This is a genomic window from Tildeniella sp. (genome assembly GCF_059505325.1).
Window position 1 is genome coordinate 44,395 of record NZ_JCACKI010000028.1, and the last position, 22,225, is coordinate 66,619.

At 51.9% G+C, this 22,225-nt stretch carries 20 protein-coding genes and 1 tRNA gene; 8 read left to right on the top strand and 13 right to left on the bottom strand.

Annotated elements, in window-relative coordinates:
* Positions 1 to 79 precede the first annotated feature (79 nt).
* On the bottom strand, positions 80 to 952 hold the full coding sequence (locus tag AC5JO6_RS11630) for a TIGR01548 family HAD-type hydrolase (protein WP_496081225.1): 873 nt from the start codon (positions 950 to 952) through the stop codon (positions 80 to 82).
* A gap of 183 nt (positions 953 to 1,135) precedes the next feature.
* Here AC5JO6_RS11630 and AC5JO6_RS11635 point away from each other — a divergent pair, with 183 nt between their 5' ends.
* Positions 1,136 to 1,435, top strand: coding sequence for a 30S ribosomal protein PSRP-3 (locus tag AC5JO6_RS11635; RefSeq protein ID WP_190447847.1), 300 nt, complete (start codon positions 1,136 to 1,138; stop codon positions 1,433 to 1,435).
* 338 nt (positions 1,436 to 1,773) lie between these two features.
* Positions 1,774 to 4,074, top strand: a complete 2,301-nt coding sequence (glgB, locus tag AC5JO6_RS11640; RefSeq protein WP_496081226.1) for a 1,4-alpha-glucan branching enzyme — start codon at positions 1,774 to 1,776, stop codon at positions 4,072 to 4,074.
* Here glgB and AC5JO6_RS11645 read toward each other — a convergent pair.
* Positions 4,071 to 4,658: a prepilin-type N-terminal cleavage/methylation domain-containing protein gene (locus tag AC5JO6_RS11645; protein ID WP_496081227.1), complete on the bottom strand. Its 588-nt coding sequence runs from the start codon at positions 4,656 to 4,658 to the stop codon at positions 4,071 to 4,073. The genes glgB and AC5JO6_RS11645 overlap by 4 nt on opposite strands.
* A 439-nt stretch (positions 4,659 to 5,097) precedes the next feature.
* Between AC5JO6_RS11645 and pbpC the strand changes: the two genes are divergently transcribed.
* Positions 5,098 to 7,491: a penicillin-binding protein 1C gene (gene pbpC / locus AC5JO6_RS11650; RefSeq protein ID WP_496081245.1), complete on the top strand. Its 2,394-nt coding sequence runs from the start codon at positions 5,098 to 5,100 to the stop codon at positions 7,489 to 7,491.
* 86 nt (positions 7,492 to 7,577) lie between these two features.
* Here the strand turns inward: pbpC and AC5JO6_RS11655 are convergent, their stop codons facing one another.
* The 3 genes from AC5JO6_RS11655 to AC5JO6_RS11665 all read right to left on the bottom strand — a co-directional run bounded on the left by AC5JO6_RS11655 (position 7,578) and on the right by AC5JO6_RS11665 (position 9,272).
* A complete protein-coding gene (locus AC5JO6_RS11655; RefSeq protein WP_496081228.1) occupies positions 7,578 to 8,693 on the bottom strand; it encodes an NAD(P)/FAD-dependent oxidoreductase in 1,116 nt (371 codons plus the stop codon).
* 26 nt (positions 8,694 to 8,719) lie between these two features.
* Complete coding sequence (gene psbQ, locus AC5JO6_RS11660; RefSeq protein ID WP_496081229.1) at positions 8,720 to 9,163, bottom strand: photosystem II protein PsbQ; 444 nt, start codon at positions 9,161 to 9,163, stop codon at positions 8,720 to 8,722.
* A 36-nt stretch (positions 9,164 to 9,199) separates the two neighbouring features.
* Positions 9,200 to 9,272: transfer RNA gene (locus AC5JO6_RS11665), tRNA-Arg, on the bottom strand.
* 560 nt (positions 9,273 to 9,832) lie between these two features.
* Here AC5JO6_RS11665 and AC5JO6_RS11670 point away from each other — a divergent pair.
* The 3 genes from AC5JO6_RS11670 (at position 9,833) to AC5JO6_RS11680 (ending at position 13,089) form a co-directional block, all read left to right on the top strand.
* Positions 9,833 to 10,504 carry an Npun_F0813 family protein gene (locus AC5JO6_RS11670; RefSeq protein ID WP_496081230.1) on the top strand — a complete coding sequence of 224 codons (672 nt, stop codon included), beginning with the start codon at positions 9,833 to 9,835 and terminating at the stop codon, positions 10,502 to 10,504.
* Positions 10,505 to 10,638: 134 nt separating this feature from the next.
* Entirely contained in the window at positions 10,639 to 11,784 is a 1,146-nt protein-coding gene (locus AC5JO6_RS11675; protein ID WP_496081231.1) for a hypothetical protein, read from the top strand.
* Positions 11,785 to 11,940: 156 nt separating this feature from the next.
* Positions 11,941 to 13,089 carry a helix-turn-helix domain-containing protein gene (locus tag AC5JO6_RS11680; protein WP_496081232.1) on the top strand — a complete coding sequence of 383 codons (1,149 nt, stop codon included), beginning with the start codon at positions 11,941 to 11,943 and terminating at the stop codon, positions 13,087 to 13,089.
* Positions 13,090 to 13,116: 27 nt separating this feature from the next.
* Here the strand turns inward: AC5JO6_RS11680 and AC5JO6_RS11685 are convergent, their stop codons facing one another.
* The 4 genes from AC5JO6_RS11685 to AC5JO6_RS11700 all read right to left on the bottom strand — a co-directional run bounded on the left by AC5JO6_RS11685 (position 13,117) and on the right by AC5JO6_RS11700 (position 15,812).
* Positions 13,117 to 13,359, bottom strand: a complete 243-nt coding sequence (locus tag AC5JO6_RS11685; protein WP_496081233.1) for a DUF1049 domain-containing protein — start codon at positions 13,357 to 13,359, stop codon at positions 13,117 to 13,119.
* Between the two features lie 346 nt (positions 13,360 to 13,705).
* A complete protein-coding gene (cobM, locus tag AC5JO6_RS11690) occupies positions 13,706 to 14,551 on the bottom strand; it encodes a precorrin-4 C(11)-methyltransferase (RefSeq protein WP_496081234.1) in 846 nt (281 codons plus the stop codon).
* A 174-nt stretch (positions 14,552 to 14,725) separates the two neighbouring features.
* Positions 14,726 to 15,616 (bottom strand): prolipoprotein diacylglyceryl transferase, encoded by an 891-nt coding sequence (gene lgt / locus AC5JO6_RS11695; protein WP_496081235.1) that lies wholly within the window; start codon positions 15,614 to 15,616, stop codon positions 14,726 to 14,728.
* Positions 15,603 to 15,812 carry a hypothetical protein gene (locus AC5JO6_RS11700; protein WP_496081236.1) on the bottom strand — a complete coding sequence of 70 codons (210 nt, stop codon included), beginning with the start codon at positions 15,810 to 15,812 and terminating at the stop codon, positions 15,603 to 15,605. The genes lgt and AC5JO6_RS11700 overlap by 14 nt, the downstream gene beginning before the upstream one ends.
* A gap of 96 nt (positions 15,813 to 15,908) precedes the next feature.
* Between AC5JO6_RS11700 and AC5JO6_RS11705 the strand changes: the two genes are divergently transcribed.
* On the top strand, positions 15,909 to 17,687 hold the full coding sequence (locus AC5JO6_RS11705) for a nucleoside triphosphate pyrophosphohydrolase family protein (RefSeq protein WP_496081237.1): 1,779 nt from the start codon (positions 15,909 to 15,911) through the stop codon (positions 17,685 to 17,687).
* On the top strand, positions 17,687 to 18,370 hold the full coding sequence (locus tag AC5JO6_RS11710) for a GvpL/GvpF family gas vesicle protein (protein WP_496081238.1): 684 nt from the start codon (positions 17,687 to 17,689) through the stop codon (positions 18,368 to 18,370). The genes AC5JO6_RS11705 and AC5JO6_RS11710 overlap by 1 nt, the downstream gene beginning before the upstream one ends.
* 239 nt (positions 18,371 to 18,609) lie before the next feature.
* On the opposite strand, the gene AC5JO6_RS11715 is transcribed toward AC5JO6_RS11710, so the two are convergent.
* From AC5JO6_RS11715 to AC5JO6_RS11730, 4 genes are all read right to left on the bottom strand, one after another.
* A complete protein-coding gene (locus AC5JO6_RS11715; protein WP_496081239.1) occupies positions 18,610 to 19,059 on the bottom strand; it encodes an ATP-binding protein in 450 nt (149 codons plus the stop codon).
* A gap of 704 nt (positions 19,060 to 19,763) precedes the next feature.
* On the bottom strand, positions 19,764 to 20,363 hold the full coding sequence (locus tag AC5JO6_RS11720) for a J domain-containing protein (protein WP_496081240.1): 600 nt from the start codon (positions 20,361 to 20,363) through the stop codon (positions 19,764 to 19,766).
* A gap of 334 nt (positions 20,364 to 20,697) precedes the next feature.
* Positions 20,698 to 21,291, bottom strand: a complete 594-nt coding sequence (locus tag AC5JO6_RS11725; RefSeq protein WP_496081241.1) for an ATP-dependent Clp protease proteolytic subunit — start codon at positions 21,289 to 21,291, stop codon at positions 20,698 to 20,700.
* Positions 21,292 to 21,380: 89 nt separating this feature from the next.
* Positions 21,381 to 22,040, bottom strand: coding sequence for an ATP-dependent Clp protease proteolytic subunit (locus tag AC5JO6_RS11730; protein WP_496081242.1), 660 nt, complete (start codon positions 22,038 to 22,040; stop codon positions 21,381 to 21,383).
* Between the last annotated feature and the right edge of the window lie 185 nt (positions 22,041 to 22,225).

Sequence of the window (22,225 nt, forward strand, 5' to 3'; positions counted from 1 at the left end):
GAAAGCTGAAGGCTAAAGCTGAAGTTAGTGATCAGGAGTCGAAATTGATTAAGACACACAACTTGATTTATGACTTGATTTACGCCTTGCGCTTTACTAATTGCTCGATCGCGCCTACCGTCAACGCCTCAACATTGTTGTAAACCACTTGTGCTCCTGATTGCCAAAGCGTAGCGGTGTAGGCTTCTCTGTGAGCGTCAACGTCCTGAACGTGGGGTGGCAAGACACCAACCGCGAACCAGGGTCGATCGGGCTGGAGTTGTCGCGCATTGGCGATCGTACGCATATCTGCCACCGTATCGCCCACGTAGACTACAGGATCAGTGTCGGCACCATTGAGCAAGCGCACCGTCTGCAAAAGCCCGGTTGGATCAGGCTTACCGGGTGCATCTTCCATTGCTACCAGTACGGGCGATCGTAGACCCAAACGCTGCTCCAGAACATAACGTGCCGAGCCAGTTGTGGCACCACTGAAAAAGCCCCATCGGATGCCTGCCTGCGTCAATTGATCGAGATAAGTGGGTTGCAGCAGCAGCGGCTCCTGGCAAATGTAGCCTGTCCAATGCAATGGGTCAGTGCCACGATAGCGAGACTGAAAAAAGGCGACCAGTTCGTTGTAATCAAGCCTGATCGGGTCTGTAGCACTGGGTTGTCGCGATTCTCTTTCAGAGACCCTGCGCGATCGACCCTGCGCCTCAAAATAGCGATACAGCAATTCTTGCGAGGCTTCCCAGTCGTTATTCCAAATGCCTTCTGCCTTCAGCGCATCAATCTCCCACGGAGAAGGGCGATACGCTCCATCTGTAAACTGTTCTACGGTGTCTGCCAGCGCTCGCCGATACGATCCACCCACATCGCGGATCACGCCATCAATGTCAAAGATAACGATCGCGCTCAAACCATGACTTGCGCTTAAATCACTTGCCTGTTCCACCGCTACGGCTGCCTCCATACCGATCACAAACCACGTTAAAAACTCTACACCCCATACCCTACACCCAACTCCAATAGTCTGCTGTTGATCAGCACGACTACTGTGGTGATCCCTCCAACAGTGAGATAGAATGGTAAGCTGCGGAAATAATCGCAAAACTGCACGCAAATCGAAAAAGTCTGGGACATGCTGGAGGTTGGGTTGTCGAAGTTTATTTTAAAAGTTCTCTGGCTAGATGAGAACGTTGCATTAGCTGTTGATCAGGTTGTGGGTAAAGGGACTAGCCCTTTGACTTCTTACTTTTTTTGGCCCCGCAATGACGCGTGGGAACAGCTAAAAACCGAGATGGAAGCCAAACACTGGATTTCTGAGGTTGACCGGGTTGAACTGCTCAACCAGGCAACCGAGGTAATTAACTACTGGCAAGAGGAAGGCAAACGGCGACCAATGGCAGAAGCGCAGGCGAAATTTCCAGAGGTCACGTTTACAGGCAGCGCCTGACCAACGGTTGAGTGCACTCTCTACCGCGCAACGCACGCTCCGTCAGTGTTTTGCATCCAAAGATTGAGCAAGCGTTAAAAGCGTGTCAACCAATCTAATCGCCCTGACTTGTAAATGATAGAGTTAGGGCGTGTTTTGTATTCATACTCTTATCGCCTTGTTTCTTGTCGGTTGCATGATGCATCGATCGCCGCGCAGCTCTGTCGTTTACGAAAAATTACGTATTGGTGCAAATAAATTTGAGACTTTAACCATGATTTGCTACGGTTTATTACAGTTGATTACGCATCATTTAAATTTCTTTGCGGCTTAATAATTTTGCTTAGGCAGGTAGCTTCATGACAGTGACCATCACCCCAGATCAGGTAGAGCGGATCGTTTGGAATCAGCATCATGATCCGTTTGAAGTGCTGGGTCCTCACGCCTCAGAGAACGGTGGTCAAGTATCCTGGGTTGTGCGGGCTTATCAGCCGAGTGCCGATGCCGTTTGGGTTGTGTTGCCAGAGCAACGGGCAGAATACCCCATGCAGGCAACCCACCATCCTCACTTCTTTGAATGTACGATCGATGGGGTTGAGCTTACCAACTACCAGTTTCGCTTAAAGGAAGGTGAGCACGAGCGCTTTATTTATGACCCCTATGCCTTTCGTTCGCCTTACCTGACTGATTTCGACGTTCACCTCTTTGCAGAAGGCAATCACCATCGCCTCTACGAAAAGATGGGCGCGCATCTGACCGAGATGAACGGGGTCAGCGGTGTCTACTTTGCTGTCTGGGCACCCAATGCTCGCAGTGCCTCTGTGTTAGGTGATTTCAACCACTGGGATGGTCGCAAGCACCAGATGCGAAAGCTGGGTGGCGGCATTTGGGATCTCTTCATTCCTGAAGTGGGAGTAGGCGACAGCTACAAGTACGAGATCAAGAACCAGGACGGTCACATTTACGAAAAGTCAGATCCCTATGGCTTTCAGCAAGAAGCGCGACCCAAAACAGCGTCGATCGTCACTAACTTAGACACCTATACCTGGAACGACGATGAGTGGATGGCGCAACGCCGTCATACCGAACCACTGACCAAACCCATCTCTGTTTACGAGTGCCACATTGGTTCCTGGCTTCACGCTGCCTCTAGTGAACCAGCGCTGTTACCCAACGGCGAACCAGAACCTGTTGTTGTTGTCTCAGAACTCAAGCCTGGAGCACGGTTCCTGACGTACCGAGAACTCGCTGCCAAACTCATTCCCTACGTGAAGGAACTGGGCTTCACTCATATTGAACTGCTACCGATCGCTGAACATCCGTTCGACGGCTCCTGGGGCTATCAGGTTGTTGGTCACTATGCCTGCACCTCTCGCTACGGCACCCCGCAAGATTTTATGTATTTTGTGGATCAGTGCCATGCCAACGGTATTGGTGTCATTGTAGACTGGGTTCCTGGTCACTTTCCTAAAGACGGGCACGGCTTAGCCTTCTTTGACGGCACCCATCTTTATGAACATGCTGACCCGCGTAAAGGCGAACATAAAGAATGGGGCACGCTCGTTTTTAACTACGCCCGTAACGAGGTGCGGAATTATCTGGTTGCGAACGCGCTCTTCTGGTTTGACAAATATCACATTGATGGCATTCGGGTCGATGCCGTTGCGTCGATGCTCTATCTCGACTACTGCCGTGAACCGGGCGAATGGGTCGCTAACCAATATGGCGGCAGAGAGAATATTGAAGCGGCAGAGTTTGTCCGTCAGATGAACCATGTGATCTTTAGCTATTTTCCTGGCATTCTCTCCATTGCCGAAGAGTCAACCTCATGGCCCATGGTGTCGTGGCCCACTTATGTTGGCGGCTTGGGCTTTAACCTGAAATGGAACATGGGCTGGATGCACGACATGCTGGATTATTTCCACATGGATCCGTGGTTCCGCCAGTTTCATCAAAACAACATCACCTTCAGCATCTGGTATAACCACACCGAAAACTTCATGCTGGCGCTCTCGCACGACGAGATTGTCCACGGCAAGAGCAATATGCTCGGCAAAATTCCAGGTGATGAGTGGCAAAAGTTTGCGAACCTGCGCTGTCTTTACGCCTACATGTTCACGCATCCTGGCAAGAAGACACTGTTCATGAGCATGGAATTTGGTCAGTGGAGTGAGTGGAACGTTTGGGCTGACCTGGAATGGCACCTGCTCCAGTATGAGCCGCACCAAAAGCTGAAGCACTTTCTGTCGGCGTTGAACCAGCTTTATCGTAGTGAGCCAGCGCTTTATACTCAGGATTTTGGTCAGGATGGGTTTGAATGGATTGACTGTAGCGATAATCGCCATAGCGTCGTTGCGTTCATCCGTCGGGCAAAAGATTCGGATGAGTTTGTCGTAACGGTGTGCAACTTCACCCCTCAACCCCATTCGCATTATCGCGTGGGAGTGCCAGAGCTGGGCTTCTACACCGAGCTGTTTAACAGCGACTCGCGGGAATATGGCGGTAGTAATATGGGTAACCTGGGCGGCAAGTGGACAGAGGAGTGGGCATACCACAATCAGCCGTATTCCATCGATCTCTGTTTGCCGCCGCTGGGAACGTTAATCTTGAAGCTCGATCGCCCCAAAACGGCAAAAGCGTTGCAGGGCATAACTGACTAATAGCAATATTTACCATCCTGCATGGCTGTACGCTCTCTGCCAGTGCGTATTGCTCCCAGCAAGGTAGAGACAATCACGCAGCGTTTGACTTTGCCACCCATTTTGCCAGACAAGGTGAGTCGTCCGAGCTGACCGTTAACGTTGCCTTCGTGGTCAAACTGCACTCTGCGGACTCCACCCGCCTGCTGTAGTGTTGTTTCTGCATCCATTTGAATGGCTGAGTCGAGGTTGCGCCAAAGGGACGGTGCAGGCGTGGTGCCCGCTGGGTGAATTGCCCATTGCACAACGCCGTTGGGGTTTTGGAAGCTGGCTTGCCAAACGACGCGACTTTGTTTAGCGCGACTCTGGGCATCCCGCATCGCCAGTAAAACCTGTTCCTGCCCACCATTGAGGCGCTGTACATTCAGAAATGCCGTCCATCCAGGAGCCATAATGGCAAACAAGATGCTGATGATCACGACGATGACAATCAATTCCAGCAGCGTAAAGCCACCAATGGGTGAACGTTTTACAGGTTGACAGTGTGAGGCGATCGCGCCTTTGATGCAACGTCGGGTCGAGTCGTGTTTGGTTTGTTGGCTCATGGTAGGGCACTCTGATAAAAGCAAAGACGTGGATGCGTCTATTTCAGATTTCCCAGAGAATTTGAGCTGGTAACGCTCTGTTTGTGATGGTTGCCGGATCGGTCGATTGCGATCGTGTAGTCAGCTTGAAGTTATACCAATTTAAAGAGCAAACATGGCAGATGGAAACGGGGTGCAGGGGTAGAACCCCTGGCTGGGGGCAACGCCCCCACACCCCCATCTGTAACCCTTATTTTTTAAATTGGTATTAGTTATGCTTGCGTAAAAGCGCTGTGTCTGTCTGCGTTGTAGAGCAGTGACAGCGCTGGCAGAAGGATAGGATATGCGTCAGCACAAGTGGGTTAATCTCAAGCCGAATCAATTTTTGAGCAGTTTGAGACGCTCGACAGTACGACTGTCGAATTTTTGGCAGTGGTACGCACAGCGATCGCCCTGGAGCATGGTGCTGACGCTGGTGCTGCTGTGCCTGGTGGTGCGATCGCTCCCTTACCTGGCTCCCATTCGTGCCGCTGCGTTAGTGCAAGATCAGCAAGCGATCGCGTTTACCGATCGCAATGGGCTGCCCCTGGGAACTGTCTTGACTCGTGACCAGGAACATACCGTCACGGTGCCGTTACAGCAGGTATCCACAAGCTTTAAGCAGGCGATCGTCGCTGCCGAAGATGGGCGCTTCTATCAACATGGGGCGCTGGATGGACGGGCGATCGTTCGTGCCGTTTTAGAAGCGATGCAAGCCCGCCAGATCGTCAGCGGTGCGTCTACGATTACGATGCAGCTTGCCCGAATGCTGGAACCATCGCCCCGCAACCTGTCAGGGAAAGTCAAAGAAATCTGGACATCCTGGCGGCTGACGGCTGGCATGAGCAAAGATGACATTCTCCAGGCATACATGAATCGGCTGCCAATGGGCGGCAATATTTATGGAATCGAAGCCGCTGCCCGTATTTATTTCGGCATTCCCGCCAGTGAGCTGAACGTCGCTCAGGCAAGCCTGTTAGCAGGACTGCCCAATGATCCCACTCGCCTTAATCCTTATGATCGCTGGCAGGCATTGAAACGGCGACAAACCTACGTGCTCGATCGCATGGTTCAGGAGCGCTATTTGAGCCGTGCTGAAGCCGATCGAGTGTTCCAAGAAGAACTGTCTCTCCAACCACGACAGCAAGGTATTGTCGCTGCACCGCACTTTCTGTTCTGGCTAGCTGAGCAGCGATCGACCCATCCGGCTACGGTGCAGACGACGCTCGATCGCTCTTTACAGCAGTTTGTCGAAGCACAGGTGCAGCAGGTGATTCAATCTTTAGCCCCGCACAACGTCCATCATGCGGCAGCTTTAGTGCTAGATAACCGCTCTGGCAACGTGCTGGCGTATGTGGGATCGCCCAATTACTTTGCCGATGCTCAGGTTGTCGATACCCAGGGCGGACGGAATGATGGTGTGCAGGCGCTGCGTCAGCCTGGTTCCACGCTCAAACCATTCCTCTACGAACTTGCCCTGGAGCAACGAGTGATTCATCCGAATACAATTCTTGCCGACATTCCCACCCGCTATGCCATTCCTGGAGCCAAGCTCTACACACCGTCAGATTACAGCGAAACGTTTCAAGGACCTGTGCGCGTGCGGGTAGCATTGGCAAACTCTTTGAATATACCAGCCGTACGTGTTTTGGAGAAAGTCAGTGTCAAAGCCTTTCTCGATCGCCTGCACCAACTAGGCTTTACCCATTTGACTCGATCGCCTGACTACTACGGTTTAGGGCTGGCACTCGGCAGCGGCGAAGTCAGCTTATGGGAACTGGCACGGGCATATTTGACATTGGCAAACCAGGGGAAGCCGATCGGGTTGAGGGTAAGGAGAGAGGAGAGAGGAGAGGAGAGAGAAAAGGCAGAGGGCAGAAGGCAGAAGGCAGAAGGTAAAAGGCAAGAAACACTCAAGACTCAAGACTCAGAACGCCCCTCCTCTTCCCCTGCCTCCCCATCTCCCCTATCCCCCATCTCCCCATCCCCCACCTGGTCGCTCATCACCAATATGCTCAGCGACACCCATGCCCGCGCTAAAACATTTGGAGTCGATTCACTGCTGCGTTTGCCGTTTCCCACTGCTGTCAAAACTGGCACATCCTCTGATTTCCGTGATACCTGGACGATCGGCTTCAGCACAGACTACACGGTTGCGGTTTGGGTCGGTAATTTTGACGGGGCACCGATGCGTCAGGTGTCAGGAGTAACGGGTGCGGCTCCGTTATGGAATCGGATCATGCTGCATTTGCATGAACAGCGGGAGCCAGGTACTTTTCCATTGCCCGCTGGGTTGGTCAAGCGTCCAATCTGTGCGCTGTCGGGTGCGCGTCCTACGCCTGCCTGCCCGTCAGTCGTACAGGAATATTTTGAGCCACAGGATTTGGGAGAGTACGATCGCCAAGCTGAGCCGTTCTATCAGGCGGTGACTGATGGCAAGGGACAGCGCCAGTATCGCCTCAAACTGCCACCTGAGTACAACGAATGGCTGGCAACGCAACCGCCGATGCCGTCCGCTGGTTTGAGCATTCTCTCTCCTCGCAATGGCGATGTGTTCCTATTGGACGCTGGAGCAAGCGCCGAGTCTGTTCAACGACTCCAGTTCAAGCTGGCAAGTCCATCGACTCAGAGCGTTGAATGGCGGCTGAATGAACAGCCGTTGGCGACCAAAACGTCAGATTCTGTGTTCTGGGTGCCAAAGCCAGGACATTGGACATTGCAGGTGAAAAGCGATGATGAGAGCGATCGCGTCACGTTCGAGGTGCAGGTAGCAGAACGCCGATCCATTCGCAAGGGCTTTTCGTTCGCCCAGTGAAGTCATAAGGCTGACGCAGAAACCGGATTGCTTCACGGGGCAATCTCGTTTGAGCAGTCAGGTTGCGTCCAGAAACTCGGTTTTCCTTAAACCGCGCCGATTAGTTGTCGAATTTTTTCTGCTGTCGCGGGTGCCAGCAAAACACCATTGCGGTAATGCCCTGTTGCCAACAGCACATTGCAGTAGCCAGGGAGACGCTCCACGATCGGCGCTGGACGACCTTCAGGACGGGGACGCAAGCCTGACCAGGAACGAATAACGGTGCCGCTTTTAAGCTCAGGACACAGCGCGACTGCCTGCTTCATCATGTTGTTGAAAATCGCTGAGTTTGCAGTTGGAAGCAATGCTGTGTCAGGAAACTCCACTGTGGCACCAACCCAGTAATCTCCTTGACCCAGCGGGACAATGTGGACATCCTCACCCGTAATGACAGGCTGACACTGAGCCTGCCCCATCGGTTTGGGTAAGCGCGCATGGATGGCTTGCCCCAGCACTGGACGAATATCGACGGTTTGCTGAAGCATCGCGGTGAGCGGTGTAGACCCCAAACCAGCAGCAATAATCAGCCAGTCCGTTGTCAGCGAACCCTGTGTAGTGTAAACCTGCTGGCATTGCTGGAGAGCGGTTTCGGATAGTGGAACCGAGCGATCGCGCGGCTCCACCCCGACCACAGTGGTATCAAACTGAAACGTCACACCTTTTTGAGCAGCGGCAGCCACCAATGCTTGAGTCAGCGCTGTGGGATCAACCTGTCGATCGTACGGCGAGTAAACAGCCGCCGTAATCCGCTCCAAATTTAGTTGGGGATAGTTAGTTACAAGTTGATTGCGATCAAGAATCTCTAACGACAAACCCTGCGATCGCCTCACTTCGACCAGGTTCCGCCATCCATCCAGTGTCTCTCCTTCAAAGCAAAGGCGAAGTATCCCTTGCTGATTAAACAAAATTTTTTGACCTGTTACGGCTTCTAGCTCAGGCACCCAGGTGTTGTAGCGCTCAATGCCTGCCAGCCGCATCCGCAGATTGTTGCCTTTCGTTTTCTGGCTAATGGCTCCCATTAGCACACCCAGCGCTGCGCCTGTTGCTGCTTTGGCTGGTTGCTGGCGATCGACCACCGTAATCGCCAGCCTCTCAACGTGGCTCAGCTCGTAGGCGATCGCGGCTCCCACAATACCACAGCCGACGATAACAACATGAGCCATAAGCAGTGAGAAAACTCAGTAGCGCTCTAACCTTGGGGAACGAGTTCCAAAAACGAGTCCAATCCTTTAATCGTTTTGTCAAGGCTGCGAACGGCTGCTTTGTAATCTTCCTTCTCGGCTGCCGCATCGATCGCTACCAGGCTCTTGAAGGTTTCTTTGGCGCGATCGCGGGCTTTGATCTGATCATCTGGAAGCAGATTCCGCGAAATGTACACCATTTTGGTACGCAGTTCTCCCAAGGGTCCATGAATAAAGTTCCGCACAAACGTCCAGTTCTGCTTTTCAACCAGCGTTGCTAACTCAGGCAGACGATCGCGCAGTTCCGAAACCTCGGCAGCATAGGTTTGGATTTCCTCGACCTGGGTAGTGGTGTAAGACACCGATTTTTCTGCTGCGGTGCAGCCAAAACTCACGCACGTGACTGTGATCAGCATCAAAATAAACGCGATAGCAGACCGATACTTAACCATGATTCATTCCGATTCAATGAGGTCAACAATGCGAGGCGGACCCTACAGGATTTGAACCTGTGACCGACCGCTTAGAAGGCGGTTGCTCTATCCACTGAGCTAAGGGTCCCTGGTGCAAAATAACGTGATAAAACCAGCATAAACCAAGAAGCTCTTGCGTTCGCTCTGAACTTTGAGCGATCGACCGTCGAGAATGCGTTAGATGTGTTTCGGCTAAACCGTGATCAACTCTTGTTTTCTGCGCTACTCTTGCTCTATCTGCGCGATCAGTGCCTTATCAAGCGACGCAATCTGGACGGCAAATGGCGCTGAGGTTCACATGGAGTCTTTGGTCTCGCACGAGAGACAGTCAGCCTCGCCGTTTGAGTTTCTAAAGTTTAGTCACACATGCTCAGCCACTGTTGATGTTCAATACGATTAGAATTCAAAAAGACCCAAACCTTGAGGTGATGTAAACTAATCACCCAAAAAGGGGAATTGATTAAGGTATGGTGTATTTTAGTTTGCTTTAAGCAGCCTCTTATCTTGGATCACCCCAGCTAACTGTCACTGTAGTTAACGGCTATCGCAAGTTAACGGCTATCGCACCATCGCTTTATTGACTGGCGAGATCACATCAGATAATCCCGCTTAAACGCCCAGCCCAGACAGGAGTTAATTGGCAGCGTCATGTTTATTCTGAAAAGGCAGGATGTTGAGATTACAAGTGTCCAGCACCCGAAGCGGGATCAGCAAATTCCGATCCTTACTTATCAGGGGCAAACGTTTCGCTTGCTGAATGTCTTCAATGCTAGCCAGGAAGAAGATGCAAAGACATTCTGGCGCGATCTGACAGACAACCAGGGGAAAGCCTGCGTGCTGCTGGAGGAGCCGGAGCGCTACAGCGTCTGGGGCAAAATTCGGATGGAGCAACTGACCGCCGATGCGGATGCTGGTGGTGGAGAAACGACGGCAACACCGATTTACATCAGAGCATGTCTTCTCATGCTACAGGGAGTTTATATCGATATTGAAGATTTGTTGGGTCATCGGCAAGTAGGGCTATTTCAAAAGGACATTGCTGAAGTCTTTAAACAGTGGCGGTTTCCACAGGCAGACTCGCCAGAGGCAATTAAATATTTGCTGACAGTCGATCCCCTTGATGCTGCCCAAATTCCTCCCTGGCAAGAGCACCACCTGAATACGCTGTTACAGGAGCTGCATCGTTTAGGCAAGGCTTATTTTGGGAATACTTCGTTTGCAGACCGCGCGATCGACACCTTGCAAGATCTGTCGAGCAACGATCGCACGGTTTTTCAGGCTTGGCTCAATCAATCGCCGCTAGGCAAGATGTGGCATTAGCTTAAAGAAATGTTCACGCCCTGTCTCATCACCATTACTTTCGACTACGATGCGAGTCTTGCTGTAGACATGCTTGCTAACCGCCTGTTTCACATCCGCTCAACATTCCCTTTTTAAGCTTGGTAGGCAGTTCCTTGGACAAATCATCGAGTTCTCCTAAGTCGTTTCCATCGGTACAGACGATCGTCCTGGCTGAAATTGTCCTGGCAGTCCTGGCGTTGCTGTTCTTTCTCCTCTTCAGCGTGCCTCTACCGGGACAAGATCGCCCACTGTGGTATTCGATCGGCACCACAGCGTTTGAAGAAATCGCTTACTTTGTTGCCGCCTGGTTGTGCTTTAGAAACTGGCGTAGCCCACAAATTGTCAGCGGTCGCAACGTATGGCTATGCATTGGGCTAGGTCTCTTGTTCTACTTCCTGGGCGGGTTACTCTTTTTCTACTGGGAAACGATTTTAGGACAAGAGGCTGATGTCTCTCCCGGAGATTTCTTCTACATCCTCACCTACATTTTTCTCATTGTCGGCATCGTTCTAGCCGTTGCTTCCAGGCGGCTTAATCTAGAACTCTGGCAGTGGGGTGTGGTTACCGTGATTGCAGCGATCAGCATTGTGATTGCGTGGTTTGTCTCGTCGCCCGTATCTGGCAGTATGCCGCAAGCTCTTTTGATGCAGCCTGTAGCGGCACAAACAGCACCTGCCACGAAGCCAACGGCGAAACCAACGGCAAAGCCAGGGGTTCTGAAAGCGAGTCCCAAGTCTGCTCCGGCTGTGAAAGCGAAGCCAGCAGTGCCAGTCGCGTCCCCGTCTGCCCCAGCTGTCATCGCACCTGTACCGACGGCAGGAGAGAAAAAAGCGCCAGCAGAGGCAGTGCCGGGAAATCAAACGGTACCTGTTCCTGCTGCTGAGCAGAAAGCCCCACCGCCAGAGTGGGTGCTTGCATTAGAGGAAACGCTGAAACCGCTGAAACCTTATGTGAATGGCTACTACATTGTCTGTGATGTGTTGCTGCTCATCATTGCAACGACGCTGCTGTTAGCATTCTGGGGAGGGCGATTTGCCCAGTCCTGGCGCATGATCGCTGCCGCTGCGTTTTCGCTTTACATTGCGGATATCTGGTTCAAGTACACGACGACGCACTTAGCTAACTATCAAAGTGGCGGCTTTTTAGAAGTGTTTTGGGTGTTTAGCGGTGTACTGTTTGGCATCGGTGCGGCACTAGAGCACGATTTGTCGAGTCGTGCCCGCAGTCGAACAGGTGGTCGCAGACGTGCCTCGTCCTAACGCTGCGATCGCCGCTTGCAGCCGATCGCCGAAGTCGGCAGAGAAGCCATTTTGGATGCTGTACCATCTTTGGTTTTGATTGCGCGATCGTCTCCAGATTGGCAGTGCTTCAGCATAGAATGAAGCAAATGGCATGTTCTCTCCGCAGCCTAACGCATGACCCCTCGAAAACTGACCGAGTCTGATAAACAAGAAATGCTGCAACTCTATCGGCATCCAGGTGAGACCACGTCAACCCTGGCAAGTCGGTATGGGGTAAGCAACAGTACAATCAGCCGCATTCTCAAAAATAGTTTTTCTGAAGCGGAGTACGATACGCTCATTCAGACAAAACGCGGCAGCCGTGCTTCTAGCGAACCCTCTCTCTTAGATTTAGACTCTGAGGTGATGGATTCTGATGTCGTGGAGTCTGCGGTGATGGACTCTGAAGCCGTTGCCTCTGATCCATTAGTCGTCGCGACCACTGAGCAGCGCGGCTACGAGGAATTGGTCGCTCCAAGTACGGATGCGGTTGCAGACGCGATCGCGCTGCCTTCACACGTATCGCTGCCTAAAATATCCACAGAAGAAACCCTGCCAGAAGAGTCGCTGCCTGCGTCGCAAACGGCAAATGGACGGCGACTGCGGAAGCGCTCCTCGGCTCCGGTCGAACCAGATCCGTCTACTCCTCCTATTGCGCCGCCCACAATCAAAACAAAAACGCCAGAGCGAGTGGATCGTTCAGCGATCGCCGCTCTCGATGATGTGGCTTTAACGCCTGATGACGCAAGCGATCGTTATCCTGAGCCAATCTACGATGAACTTCTGACAGCAGAGGCGGCTGAGGCGATCACAAGCGAAGAATTATTGGATGAAGCCGATCTAGCAGATGAGCTTGACGATGAGCTTGACGATGAGCTTGACGATGAGCTTGATGACGACTTAGAGGACGATGATCTCGACGATCTGGGGAACGGTGCACTGTTCGCTGGCGGTCGGATTGCTGGCAAAGCACTGGTTCAGGTGTTGCCGTTAGCAGAGGCATCTTTACCGCGCACCTGTTATCTGGTCGTCGATCGCTCGGCTGAGTTAATTGCCCGACCCTTAAAAGAATTTGGCGATTTAGGTCAAATTCCAGAAGCCGAAGTGCTATCAAAAACGCTGCCTATCTTTGACAATCATCGTGTCGCCAAACGGTATTCCAACCCTCGTACGCAGCGAGTCATCAAGCTCCCGGATGCCCAGATGCTCCAGAAAACCTCATCCCATCTCCAGGCAAAAGGCATCACGCGCCTGTTAATTGACGGGCAAGTCTACGCCCTGTGACGAGGTTTGCGTCAGTCTCAAGCCTCTTTAGTAGTCTTCGTCATCCTCGCGCTGAAAACTGGAGATTCCCAGCAGGGGTTGAGCGATCGCAGTGCCCAAAAGACCCAGCGCCACGCTGAATGCCAGCACCACACCAACTGGCATCGCGATCGATTGGAAGCCCAAAAGCTGTAGCGTTACAGGGCTGAAGTTTTGGATCGCCAGAATCGCGATCGCGCTGATCCAGGCAGCAAGCATGAGGGATGTCAAAAGGATGGCAAGGGCTTTCATGGGGAAATTGGCGAACGAAAAAGCATCAACTCTATTCTCATACCATTTCACTAAACTGTAGCTACACAGGCAAGCTTCGACTGGCGGTCAGCGGTCAGCAGCAAGAACGAATCTGTAAGGCGATTTTGTAGAATTGGTATGACAGCTTTGCCTCAAACCCAGGCACAGGCAGCGCCGCAAGACAACAAAAAACCCACCAGCAATGCCGATGGGTCTGTTACCTATGAGTGCTTCATAAGAGTTACAACACGGCGAACCTGAGCGAATCCGGAAACTCTGTGGCGATCGCACCGTTGATCTTTCAGCATTGGTTTTTCAGCATGGCTTCCGTGAAGTGGCACGCTGCTTACGCCTTTTCGGGGCGAAAGAGATGAGAATGACTGGGACTATAGAGGCGCGATCGTGTGGGCGATCGTTCACGTCTTTGACCAGAATGGATAAACGCTTCCGGTATCGTTGCAGCAGCTAAAGCAGGACTAACAATGTAAAGCGTTGTCCGCGTCAAGTTTTCTCGCTGGGTCGTTGCTGCCATCTCTGCCAACGACACCACCCAAATGCTTTCATCCTGCCAGCCCAAACGAAAACAAATCGCGGCTGGCGTGTCTACTGGATAATGCTGCATCAGTTTTGCCTGTGCCGACTCCACATGCTTGGCACTCAAGTAAAGGCACAGGCTCGCTTGATGGGCTGCCAGCGTTGCCAACTCTTCTGCTGGCGGCACTTCAGTGCGACCGCTCATGCGAGTCAGGATCAGCGTTTGTACTACCCCTGGCACTGTTAACTCCACCCGTAGTTTCGCTGCTGCTGCCTGAAACGCACTAATCCCCGGTACGACTTCAAACGGGATGCCAGCCTCCAAAAGCGCCTGCATTTGCTCTTGCACCGCTCCATAAAGGCTAGGATCGCCAGAGTGCAAGCGAACTACAGCATCGCCTGCCTGCACTCGTGCCACCATCAGCGGCAGGATTTCTTCCAACGTTTTGTCTGCGGTGCGAATCAGCTCTGCTCCGGGACGTATATCCTGCAAAAGTTGCTCAGGCACCAGCGAATCAGCAAAGAGAATAACATCTGCCAGTGACAGCAGTCGCTGTGCTTTGACAGTCAACAATTCTGGATCGCCTGGTCCAGCGCCCACGATATAGACAGCGGGTAGTAGAGAGGTATCGCTGTGTGGTTTAGAAAGATCAATCACAGAAGAAGAGGATAAAAGGACATAACGTCTGTCGAAACATCTGTGCAGTGTTGCAATTTCTCCGGACGGGTAGCACTAACGCAGAAGAATAGAGTGGTAGATGCACCCTGATTTCGCCCTGGAGCCTAGCTCCGGGGTGTTTTTTTTTGGCGTTTTGCACAGCAAGAGCAGTGCTTACGGTGTTCTGTTGGATGGCTGTGATGTATCCGAGGTCTGATGCTTTTGAGCGGTCGCCACATCTGGTAGGGATCGATGGAAAACATAGAGCCAGGCTAAACCAAACAGACCGATCGCGATTTGAGTCAGACTTACAACCTGGGCAATCCGTAACGGTCCCAACATCAAGCTATCCGTACGCAGCCCTTCAATCCACAGACGACCACAGCTATATGCCACCAGATACACTAAAAAGAGGGTACCGACCTTCAGCCGAGCTTTTGCTTTTAAGCCCCAGAAAAAAAGCGCAATCAGGATACTGAAGACCATCACGTTCCAGAGTGATTCGTACAAAAAGGTGGGATGGAAGTACTCAAACCCTTCGTAGCCAGCCGGACGGCGATTCAACGGGATGTAGAGCTTCCAGGGTAAATCGGTAGGACGACCGAACGCTTCTGAATTAAAAAAATTACCCCAGCGCCCGATCGCCTGTCCCAAAATCAACGATGGCGCAACTAAATCTGCTAGTTGCCAAAAGGAAACGTGGCGAAGGCGAGCAAAGAGCAAGCTGGCTACTAACCCACCCAAGATGGCACCGTGAATCGCAATGCCGCCCTTCCAGATCGCCAAAATTTGGTCGGGATGTTGAGCATACTCTTGCCACTGAAACGCGACATAGTAAAGCCGTGCGCTCGGAATGGCTGCAATGACCAACCAAAGCGCCAGGTCGCTTAAGAGGTCTGGGTTTACGCCTCGACGGTTAGCGAGCCATTGGGCAAGTGTGACCCCAATCAGCACAGCAGACGCGATCAAAAACCCGTACCAGCGAATGGCGAAAGGTCCCCAGTCCAACAGCATCGGTCCGGGGGAGGTAAATTGGATGGCGATCGGGAGGTCAACCGGAGACATGACGCAAAAGTGGAGAAAGGGCATGTTGCGATCGGGTTAGTCGTTGAACAAATTGGCGATAAGGCGCTGTGACTACATACTCAAAATTGTAAGTTGCACTGAGCGTTCTGACCGAGACTTCAGCATTCAGCCACTGTTCAACGTTTGGGGTCAACGTTTGGCGCTGGATTTTACTCCAGTCCAGCCTGCGGTTCATAAATCTCCACTAAGCATTGCCAGCCCGTTTCGCACATTGAACCCGAAGTGGGCACTCTAACCATAGCTGCTTTTGAATCGTCAACGATAGTCACCTATGCCCAACTATTCTCGTTCCACCCTGATCCTGCCAAACGAGCCGCCTGCTTGCAAAACCGACGCAGAAGACGCTCCACCATTCGTTTGGGATACCGTTCAGCGGACGGTGATCAAGGTTGTGGAGCCGCTTTTGTGCCAGCAAGCGATCGCGATACCCGCTCATTCTCAGGCGGCACTGGTAGCGATGCAGCGTTTGGTTGCCATGATCAATACATTGCGATCGTCACCACTAGCTTCTCTAGACCGTGCATCTGAGCGCTTGCTGAGCGAGGCACAGACGCTTGAAGCCTTGCTCCCTTACGTGAGTGAAGAAGCCTATGACGTGCTGGAGGCGTTGCGAGACGAAGAGAGGCATTTGAAGGCAGCTATGGGCGGTCAGCCGTCAGCCGTCACATCCCTCCATCTCCTCACCCCCTCATCCCTTTCATCCCCCCACCCCTTCATCGCGATCGACACCCTCATCCCCTCCCTGCTCTGGGCACTAGCGCGGAGTTCTTACAGCGCGATGCAGCTCATCGAAGGGGTGAGGGCAAAATGCTGGCAGCCAGAGCCAGGCTGGTCTTGCGGCATGTTGCGGTTGGTGGTCATGCTAGAGGCAGAAACGCCGTCGGCACGCTGGTGTTTTGATTTGGCAACGGGATATTCAGCCGAGAAGTTGCTGGCGCTCGATGCGATCGTCCAAACTGACGAGTGCATTCTTCCCCTCCGGCAAACTGCTGCGGCTGGAGATAGAAATGGCTCGATCGATGCCGCCTATCAGGTTGACCATCAGCTTACAGCGATCGTGCAGTCGCTGCAAGCCGAACGATTCAGGCTTAAAACGCTTCTACAAGGAGTAGCGGTAGAGCTGTTACAACCCGGCTCAGGCTGGCAAACAGGCAACCTTCGACTCCGCCTGGGCTTTACATTTAGCACTCAGACGCTAACCGCTAGCAGTCAGGAGGAGGTGCCGATGCACCCTGAATTAATTGAAGCGGAACTGATGGAAGAGGCAATTGGAATCACCCAGGGCAGACCATCGCCAGTTTCGGCGACACCCCTCACACGGACGATCGCTGTGATGGCTAAAACTCACGTGTCTGTAGTTAACCCTGTTAGTCGGGCGCTCAGTCCAACAACGCTTGTGCGTGTGACAGATGCAGACCACCTGGAGCACTACACCCAGCGCCTCACGCAGCAACAGCTCGTACAAAGCCTCGTCCAACTGCAAAGCCAGCAGACCAACGGCGATGATGAGAGTGTACAACTCACACTGATTGTGCAAGCCGCGATCGCTTGTGCGCATCAACTCAGCACTCCTGGCACAGGTCTTTGGCAACCCATGCTGCTGATGGACGAACTCGTACCGCAACTGCTATGGTCGCTCACAAGCAGCACGTACGAAATCATGCAGTTGCTTGGAGGCATCCCCGCACAGGTGCTACAGCCCAACGCCAATTGGCAGCAGGGCACATTGCGACTACTTGCAGCGCTGCACCTCAAAGCAACCGATGTGGACTACACGCTTGATTTATCAACAGGGCGATCGGTGCTCATTAACACTACACAATTGGCATCAGACGCGATCGTTCATACCCGCAACACAGTCTGCTCACAGCCCACGTCGATCGCAACGCTGATAGCGCATTTAGAGCAGCAGCTTGATGATGCCATGTTGTCATACAGCTTGTTACGAGGCGGTGTTGCGATCGCTTGGCTTGAAGATGTTGAGCAAGACTGGCAAACTGGTTCGATGCAGATCAGTCTGAGTCTTGCCTTTGTTGCTGATGCACTCTGATGTATACCTACGCTTTTTTAAAGACTCCCCTCACACCTTTAACCCTGCCACGAGGCATAGATACCCTCGTCCAAATCGCTGATGCAGGACAGCTTTCAGCCGTCGTTGAGCCAGCTTTAGACTTAGATAGTCTGCAAAAGGATGATACCTTGCTGGTGCAAGCGGTCTTAGCTCACGATCGTATTCTCCGTAGCCTGTTCTGCCAAACCACCATGCTGCCCCTACGGTTTGGTACCAGCTTTCGCTCTTTACCAAGCTTACTGGCGCATCTGCACACGCATCAGCAGGCATATCTGAGCAAACTCATCCAACTGGAAGGTAAAGCTGAATTCACGCTCAAGCTTACTCCCGTAGCGTTTCCGGAGTTAGCGATCGCGCCAGAAGTCAAAGGAAAAGCTTACTTTCTTGCCAAAAAGGAGCAGTATCAAACTCAGCTGTCGTATCAAAAACAGCAAGAGGACGCTATGAGGCAAATCGAGCAGACAATCGCTCAAACTTATCCACACTATTACCTCAGCGAGGCAGAAACGGGAGCCAAAACGCTTTACCTACTCGTTGCACGCGATCGCGAAAGCCAGCTTTGCCAACAGGTTCAAACCTTGCAGCAGCAAAACCCTCAGTGGGAGCTAAACCTGGGAGAAGCTTTGCCGCCCTACCACTTTGCGACAGAGCCGACTTTATGACAGAACTTTAAGGAACGCAGTCCGATTTAGAGTACTAGACTAAATATCTGTGGTTTGGCAACCAGTCATCAAACTGATCTAAAAGGCGCTTAAGTAACGCGATGTGCGACTTTTCTAAACTGCCTGCTGAGACCGCCCCCATCCCAGCCTTCTCCCAGCAGGAGGGGGAACCAGAAACGTCTTAGAGTTCTTCTCCCTGGGGAGACGGGGGATGAGGTCAAGTTTAGTTGCCCATCGCGCTAGGTAAGTAAAGGCAAACGGTAAGAGGTTTTGACACATTTGCAAAGCCTGAGTTCAGTGCCCTGATGGTTCCACTGAACCTGGTCAAAAATCTGGTGAAGAATATACATGCCACGCCCACATTCTTGCTGTTCGCACGGAAGCAGCTTTTCATGCTCAGGTTCAGACGCTTGCGATCGGCGAAAGCCATTACCTTGGTCGGAGATGACCCACCAGTGCTGATTTGCAACCACTGAGAAACGAACGAGTACAGTTTTGCTGGGGTCTAAAGCGTTACCGTGCTTGGCGGCATTCACCAGCGCTTCTTGCAAACCTAGTCGGATCTCTGCCTTCCAGCGCTGTGGAATCTCCTCTAGCAAGAGATCCAAGACAGGGATAAGGTAGAGAGTAGAAGCGAAGCTGACCGTGTTCCAGTTACGTTTGACAGGACGGGATGAGACAGCAATCACTCAGAAAACCCCATAGCTTTCAAATGGATGAATGCAACCTATGACATCACGCTGACTAAGGATAGAGTCGCCTTTTTGGGCTTTATCAGAGTCAGCTAAGCATAAGGTTTGCTTAGTAAGCGTATTGAAGGCGAACGTTGATTCTGATCAAGCTGTTAAGGGACGTTTCAAACTGCTCTTTAGACTTAAATTGACGAGGTTAAAAACGTTCAGAAAATTAATTTTTAGCCCGGAATCCCCCTACAGGGTGAACTCCTCTCATCTCATAGTACCAAAACATGTGCAAAAATGCACCCTTTGTCTCAATGTTTGCTCTCTAAAAATGCTTGCTTGCACCTGGCAGCAGTACATCTGCCCTACGATCGGCGAACTGATCCCACGCTTTACCGTGATCAGCGTTCCATTAAGTCTCTGTAGAGATGTAATAGGTTGATCTCTTCATCTCAGACACAAAAGACCTCAATGTTTGTCCTCTTAAGATCGTGGATCAAATATCCTGTCATTCTGTAGGGTGCGTATAGCCGTTCCGGCATTCAAGAAAAGTGTGGCGTTAACGTACTAAACGCTGATCGATTGGTGCGTTACGGTGTTGCCTTGAGCGAAGCCATGCCGTAGCTTGCTTCTCGAAGAGTAGGCTTTACACACCCTACTTTATTAAATCCACGATCCTTAGCTTCTGCATCAGGCATCGAACTGTCCAAGAACTAAAAAAGACGTTCCATGTAACGGAAATCGCGCTCCACTTCCGCCCAGAGAGAGCGATTATGCGGATCGGTACGGAGAGCTTTTTTCAAATAGATTCTAGCCTTGTCGAACTGTCGCTCCTTAATGAGCTGTCGTCCCCAGCGCTGATAGGCGATCGCCTGCCACTGCTTCACCTCTGGATCTTGTGGAATGCGCCGTGCGAGTCCTTCGATCAGGGCGATCGCCCTCGGAAAGCGTTGCTCCTTCAGCATCTGCTGCAACTGCTGGTAGGAGTTTGCCTTTAGCTGTTGCTCCAACGGCGACAGGTTGGTGAATTGAAGCGGGGGCTGTTTGCGCGTAATACGAATGCCAGTGGGCGCTGTCGTAGGCTGTGGTGCTCCGGTCACTTTAGGCGGTTGCTCTGGCTCAGGACTTGCGATGGCAGCCAGAATGAGCTTGTAAGCCTCGGTCAGCTCAATAAACTTTTCTTTTGCGTGCTGATTTCCGGGGTTCACATCTGGATGATAACGCCTTGCCAAGCGTCGATAAGCTGCCTTGATTGCATCAAACGACGCACCAGACTCTAGCCCTAAAATGCGGTAACACTCTGCAAGGTTCATTTAGATGAAAAATGGCAGAATCAAGTTAAGTGGACATCATTAAACGTAGGATGCGTTAGGCAAAGCCGTAACGCATCAAACCCTTGAACAGCATAGGTTACGCTATCGCTAACCCATCCTACAGTAGTTCTATGTTTTATTGGTTCCACCCACTTACTAATAATTCTGCCACTACTGAGAAGGGGTAACGTGAACGAGAACGATCAGTCATTGAATCGGTACGAATTTGAGAAACCTATCTGTTAGCAATCGTTTGTGGTAATACCAACTCAATGACTGCCTTCTGCGAATAGATTCGGTTGCACCTACAGCCCGTGATACTGCTTCTGGGAGTCTAGGAGGCAGATTCAATTACACGATCGATCAAGCCATATTCCTTCGCTTCTTCAGCCGACATGAAGTAATCGCGATCCATGTCCTTCTCAATTTTCGTCAGTTGCTGACCTGTGCGATCGGCGTAGATTTGGTTGAGTTGCCGTCGGATGCGGATAATTTCCCGCGCTTCGATTTCAATATCAGTCGCCTGCCCACGAGTACCACCAGAGGGTTGGTGAATCATGATCCGCGAGTGAGGTAGCGCTAGCCGTTTGCCCTTTGCACCTGCTGCCAGCAGGAAGGAACCCATTGAGGCAGCGAGACCAACGCAGATCGTGACCACATCGGACTTAATGTGCTGCATGGTGTCGTAAATCGCCATGCCTGCGGTTACAGAACCACCCGGCGAATTAATGTATAGCACGATGTCTTTACCTGGATCTTCAGAATCCAGGTAGAGCATCACAGCTACGATTTGATTGGCGATTTCGTCGTCAACATCTTTGCCCAGAAAGATAATGCGTTCCCGGTAAAGACGGTTGTAGATATCGATCCACTGAGTATAGGGTTCTCCCGGCATACGGTAGGGAACCTTGGGAACACCAATTGGCATAAGAAGCTCCGTTGTTAGATGAGTTTTGAGTAGCACTTTGTGCCGCTGCGCAAGAGAGTTTTGAGTTCGGTAACTCATCACTCGAAACTTTAAAGAATGCCAGCGGGGAGTGGAACGGGGATGTCCTTTTCGCTTTCGAGGACGCGATCGATTAAACCGTATTCTTTTGCCTGCTCAGGGGACAAATAGAGCAGCCGATCCATATCTTTGGCAATTTTTTCGATCGACTGTCCCGTATTCTGGGACAGAATTTCGACCATCGTCGCTTTGTTTGCTAATACTTCTTTGGCGCGAATTTGAATGTCCGTCGCCTGACCGCGTGCGTAGCTTTTGCTCTGGTGGAGGACGATCGTGGCGTTGGGCAAACTCACACGGAAGCCTTTTGTACCCGCAGAGAGTAGCATCGCTGCCATGCCCATTGCCGAACCGATACAAATGGTTTGTACGGGAGGCTTGATGTAGCGCATGGTGTCGCAGATGGCAAACGCCTCGGTTTCAAACCCAATGGGTTCACCATCATAACGAGAGGTGCCTGTGGAGTTGATATAGATTTTGATTGGCTTCTCTGGGTCTTCGTACTGAAGATAGAGCAGTTCTGCCACAATCAGCTCTGTCACAGCGGGCACCAAAGGCATTCCCAGGTAAACAATCCGCTCTTTCAGCAGCAGAGAGGGCAAGTCGGGGGGCGGTGTGCGATAGAAGGAATCACCACCATAGGGGGACTGAGCGGCTTGAATGGATGAAGTCATAGCAGGGTGCCTGGAACGTATTGCCTGAACGTGTGTCATCTGACATCTGTCACTTGAAGTGGCGCTGTCTTTACATACTAACGTGACAGTTGGCACTGTGGAGAGAGGAGTGAGGGGTGAGGAGTGAGGAGCAAGGGGAGCAAAGGAGGCAAGGGGAGCAAAGGAGGCAAGGGGAGCAAAGGAGG

Excerpts from the sequence above, each read along its gene's own strand:
- AC5JO6_RS11645 (WP_496081227.1), bottom strand. The coding sequence starts at position 4,658 with ATGAGCCAACAAACCAAACACGACTCGACCCGACGTTGCATCAAAGGC.
- AC5JO6_RS11730 (WP_496081242.1), bottom strand. The coding sequence starts at position 22,040 with ATGACTTCATCCATTCAAGCCGCTCAGTCCCCCTATGGTGGTGATTCC.
- pbpC (WP_496081245.1), top strand. The coding sequence starts at position 5,098 with ATGGTGCTGACGCTGGTGCTGCTGTGCCTGGTGGTGCGATCGCTCCCT.
- AC5JO6_RS11710 (WP_496081238.1), top strand. The coding sequence starts at position 17,687 with ATGTATACCTACGCTTTTTTAAAGACTCCCCTCACACCTTTAACCCTG.
- AC5JO6_RS11630 (WP_496081225.1), bottom strand. The coding sequence starts at position 952 with ATGGAGGCAGCCGTAGCGGTGGAACAGGCAAGTGATTTAAGCGCAAGT.
- AC5JO6_RS11725 (WP_496081241.1), bottom strand. The coding sequence starts at position 21,291 with ATGCCAATTGGTGTTCCCAAGGTTCCCTACCGTATGCCGGGAGAACCC.
- AC5JO6_RS11705 (WP_496081237.1), top strand. The coding sequence starts at position 15,909 with ATGCCCAACTATTCTCGTTCCACCCTGATCCTGCCAAACGAGCCGCCT.
- AC5JO6_RS11700 (WP_496081236.1), bottom strand. The coding sequence starts at position 15,812 with ATGAACCGCAGGCTGGACTGGAGTAAAATCCAGCGCCAAACGTTGACC.
- AC5JO6_RS11680 (WP_496081232.1), top strand. The coding sequence starts at position 11,941 with ATGACCCCTCGAAAACTGACCGAGTCTGATAAACAAGAAATGCTGCAA.
- psbQ (WP_496081229.1), bottom strand. The coding sequence starts at position 9,163 with ATGGTTAAGTATCGGTCTGCTATCGCGTTTATTTTGATGCTGATCACA.
- AC5JO6_RS11655 (WP_496081228.1), bottom strand. The coding sequence starts at position 8,693 with ATGGCTCATGTTGTTATCGTCGGCTGTGGTATTGTGGGAGCCGCGATC.
- AC5JO6_RS11720 (WP_496081240.1), bottom strand. The coding sequence starts at position 20,363 with ATGAACCTTGCAGAGTGTTACCGCATTTTAGGGCTAGAGTCTGGTGCG.
- AC5JO6_RS11685 (WP_496081233.1), bottom strand. The coding sequence starts at position 13,359 with ATGAAAGCCCTTGCCATCCTTTTGACATCCCTCATGCTTGCTGCCTGG.
- AC5JO6_RS11670 (WP_496081230.1), top strand. The coding sequence starts at position 9,833 with ATGTTTATTCTGAAAAGGCAGGATGTTGAGATTACAAGTGTCCAGCAC.
- lgt (WP_496081235.1), bottom strand. The coding sequence starts at position 15,616 with ATGTCTCCGGTTGACCTCCCGATCGCCATCCAATTTACCTCCCCCGGA.
- glgB (WP_496081226.1), top strand. The coding sequence starts at position 1,774 with ATGACAGTGACCATCACCCCAGATCAGGTAGAGCGGATCGTTTGGAAT.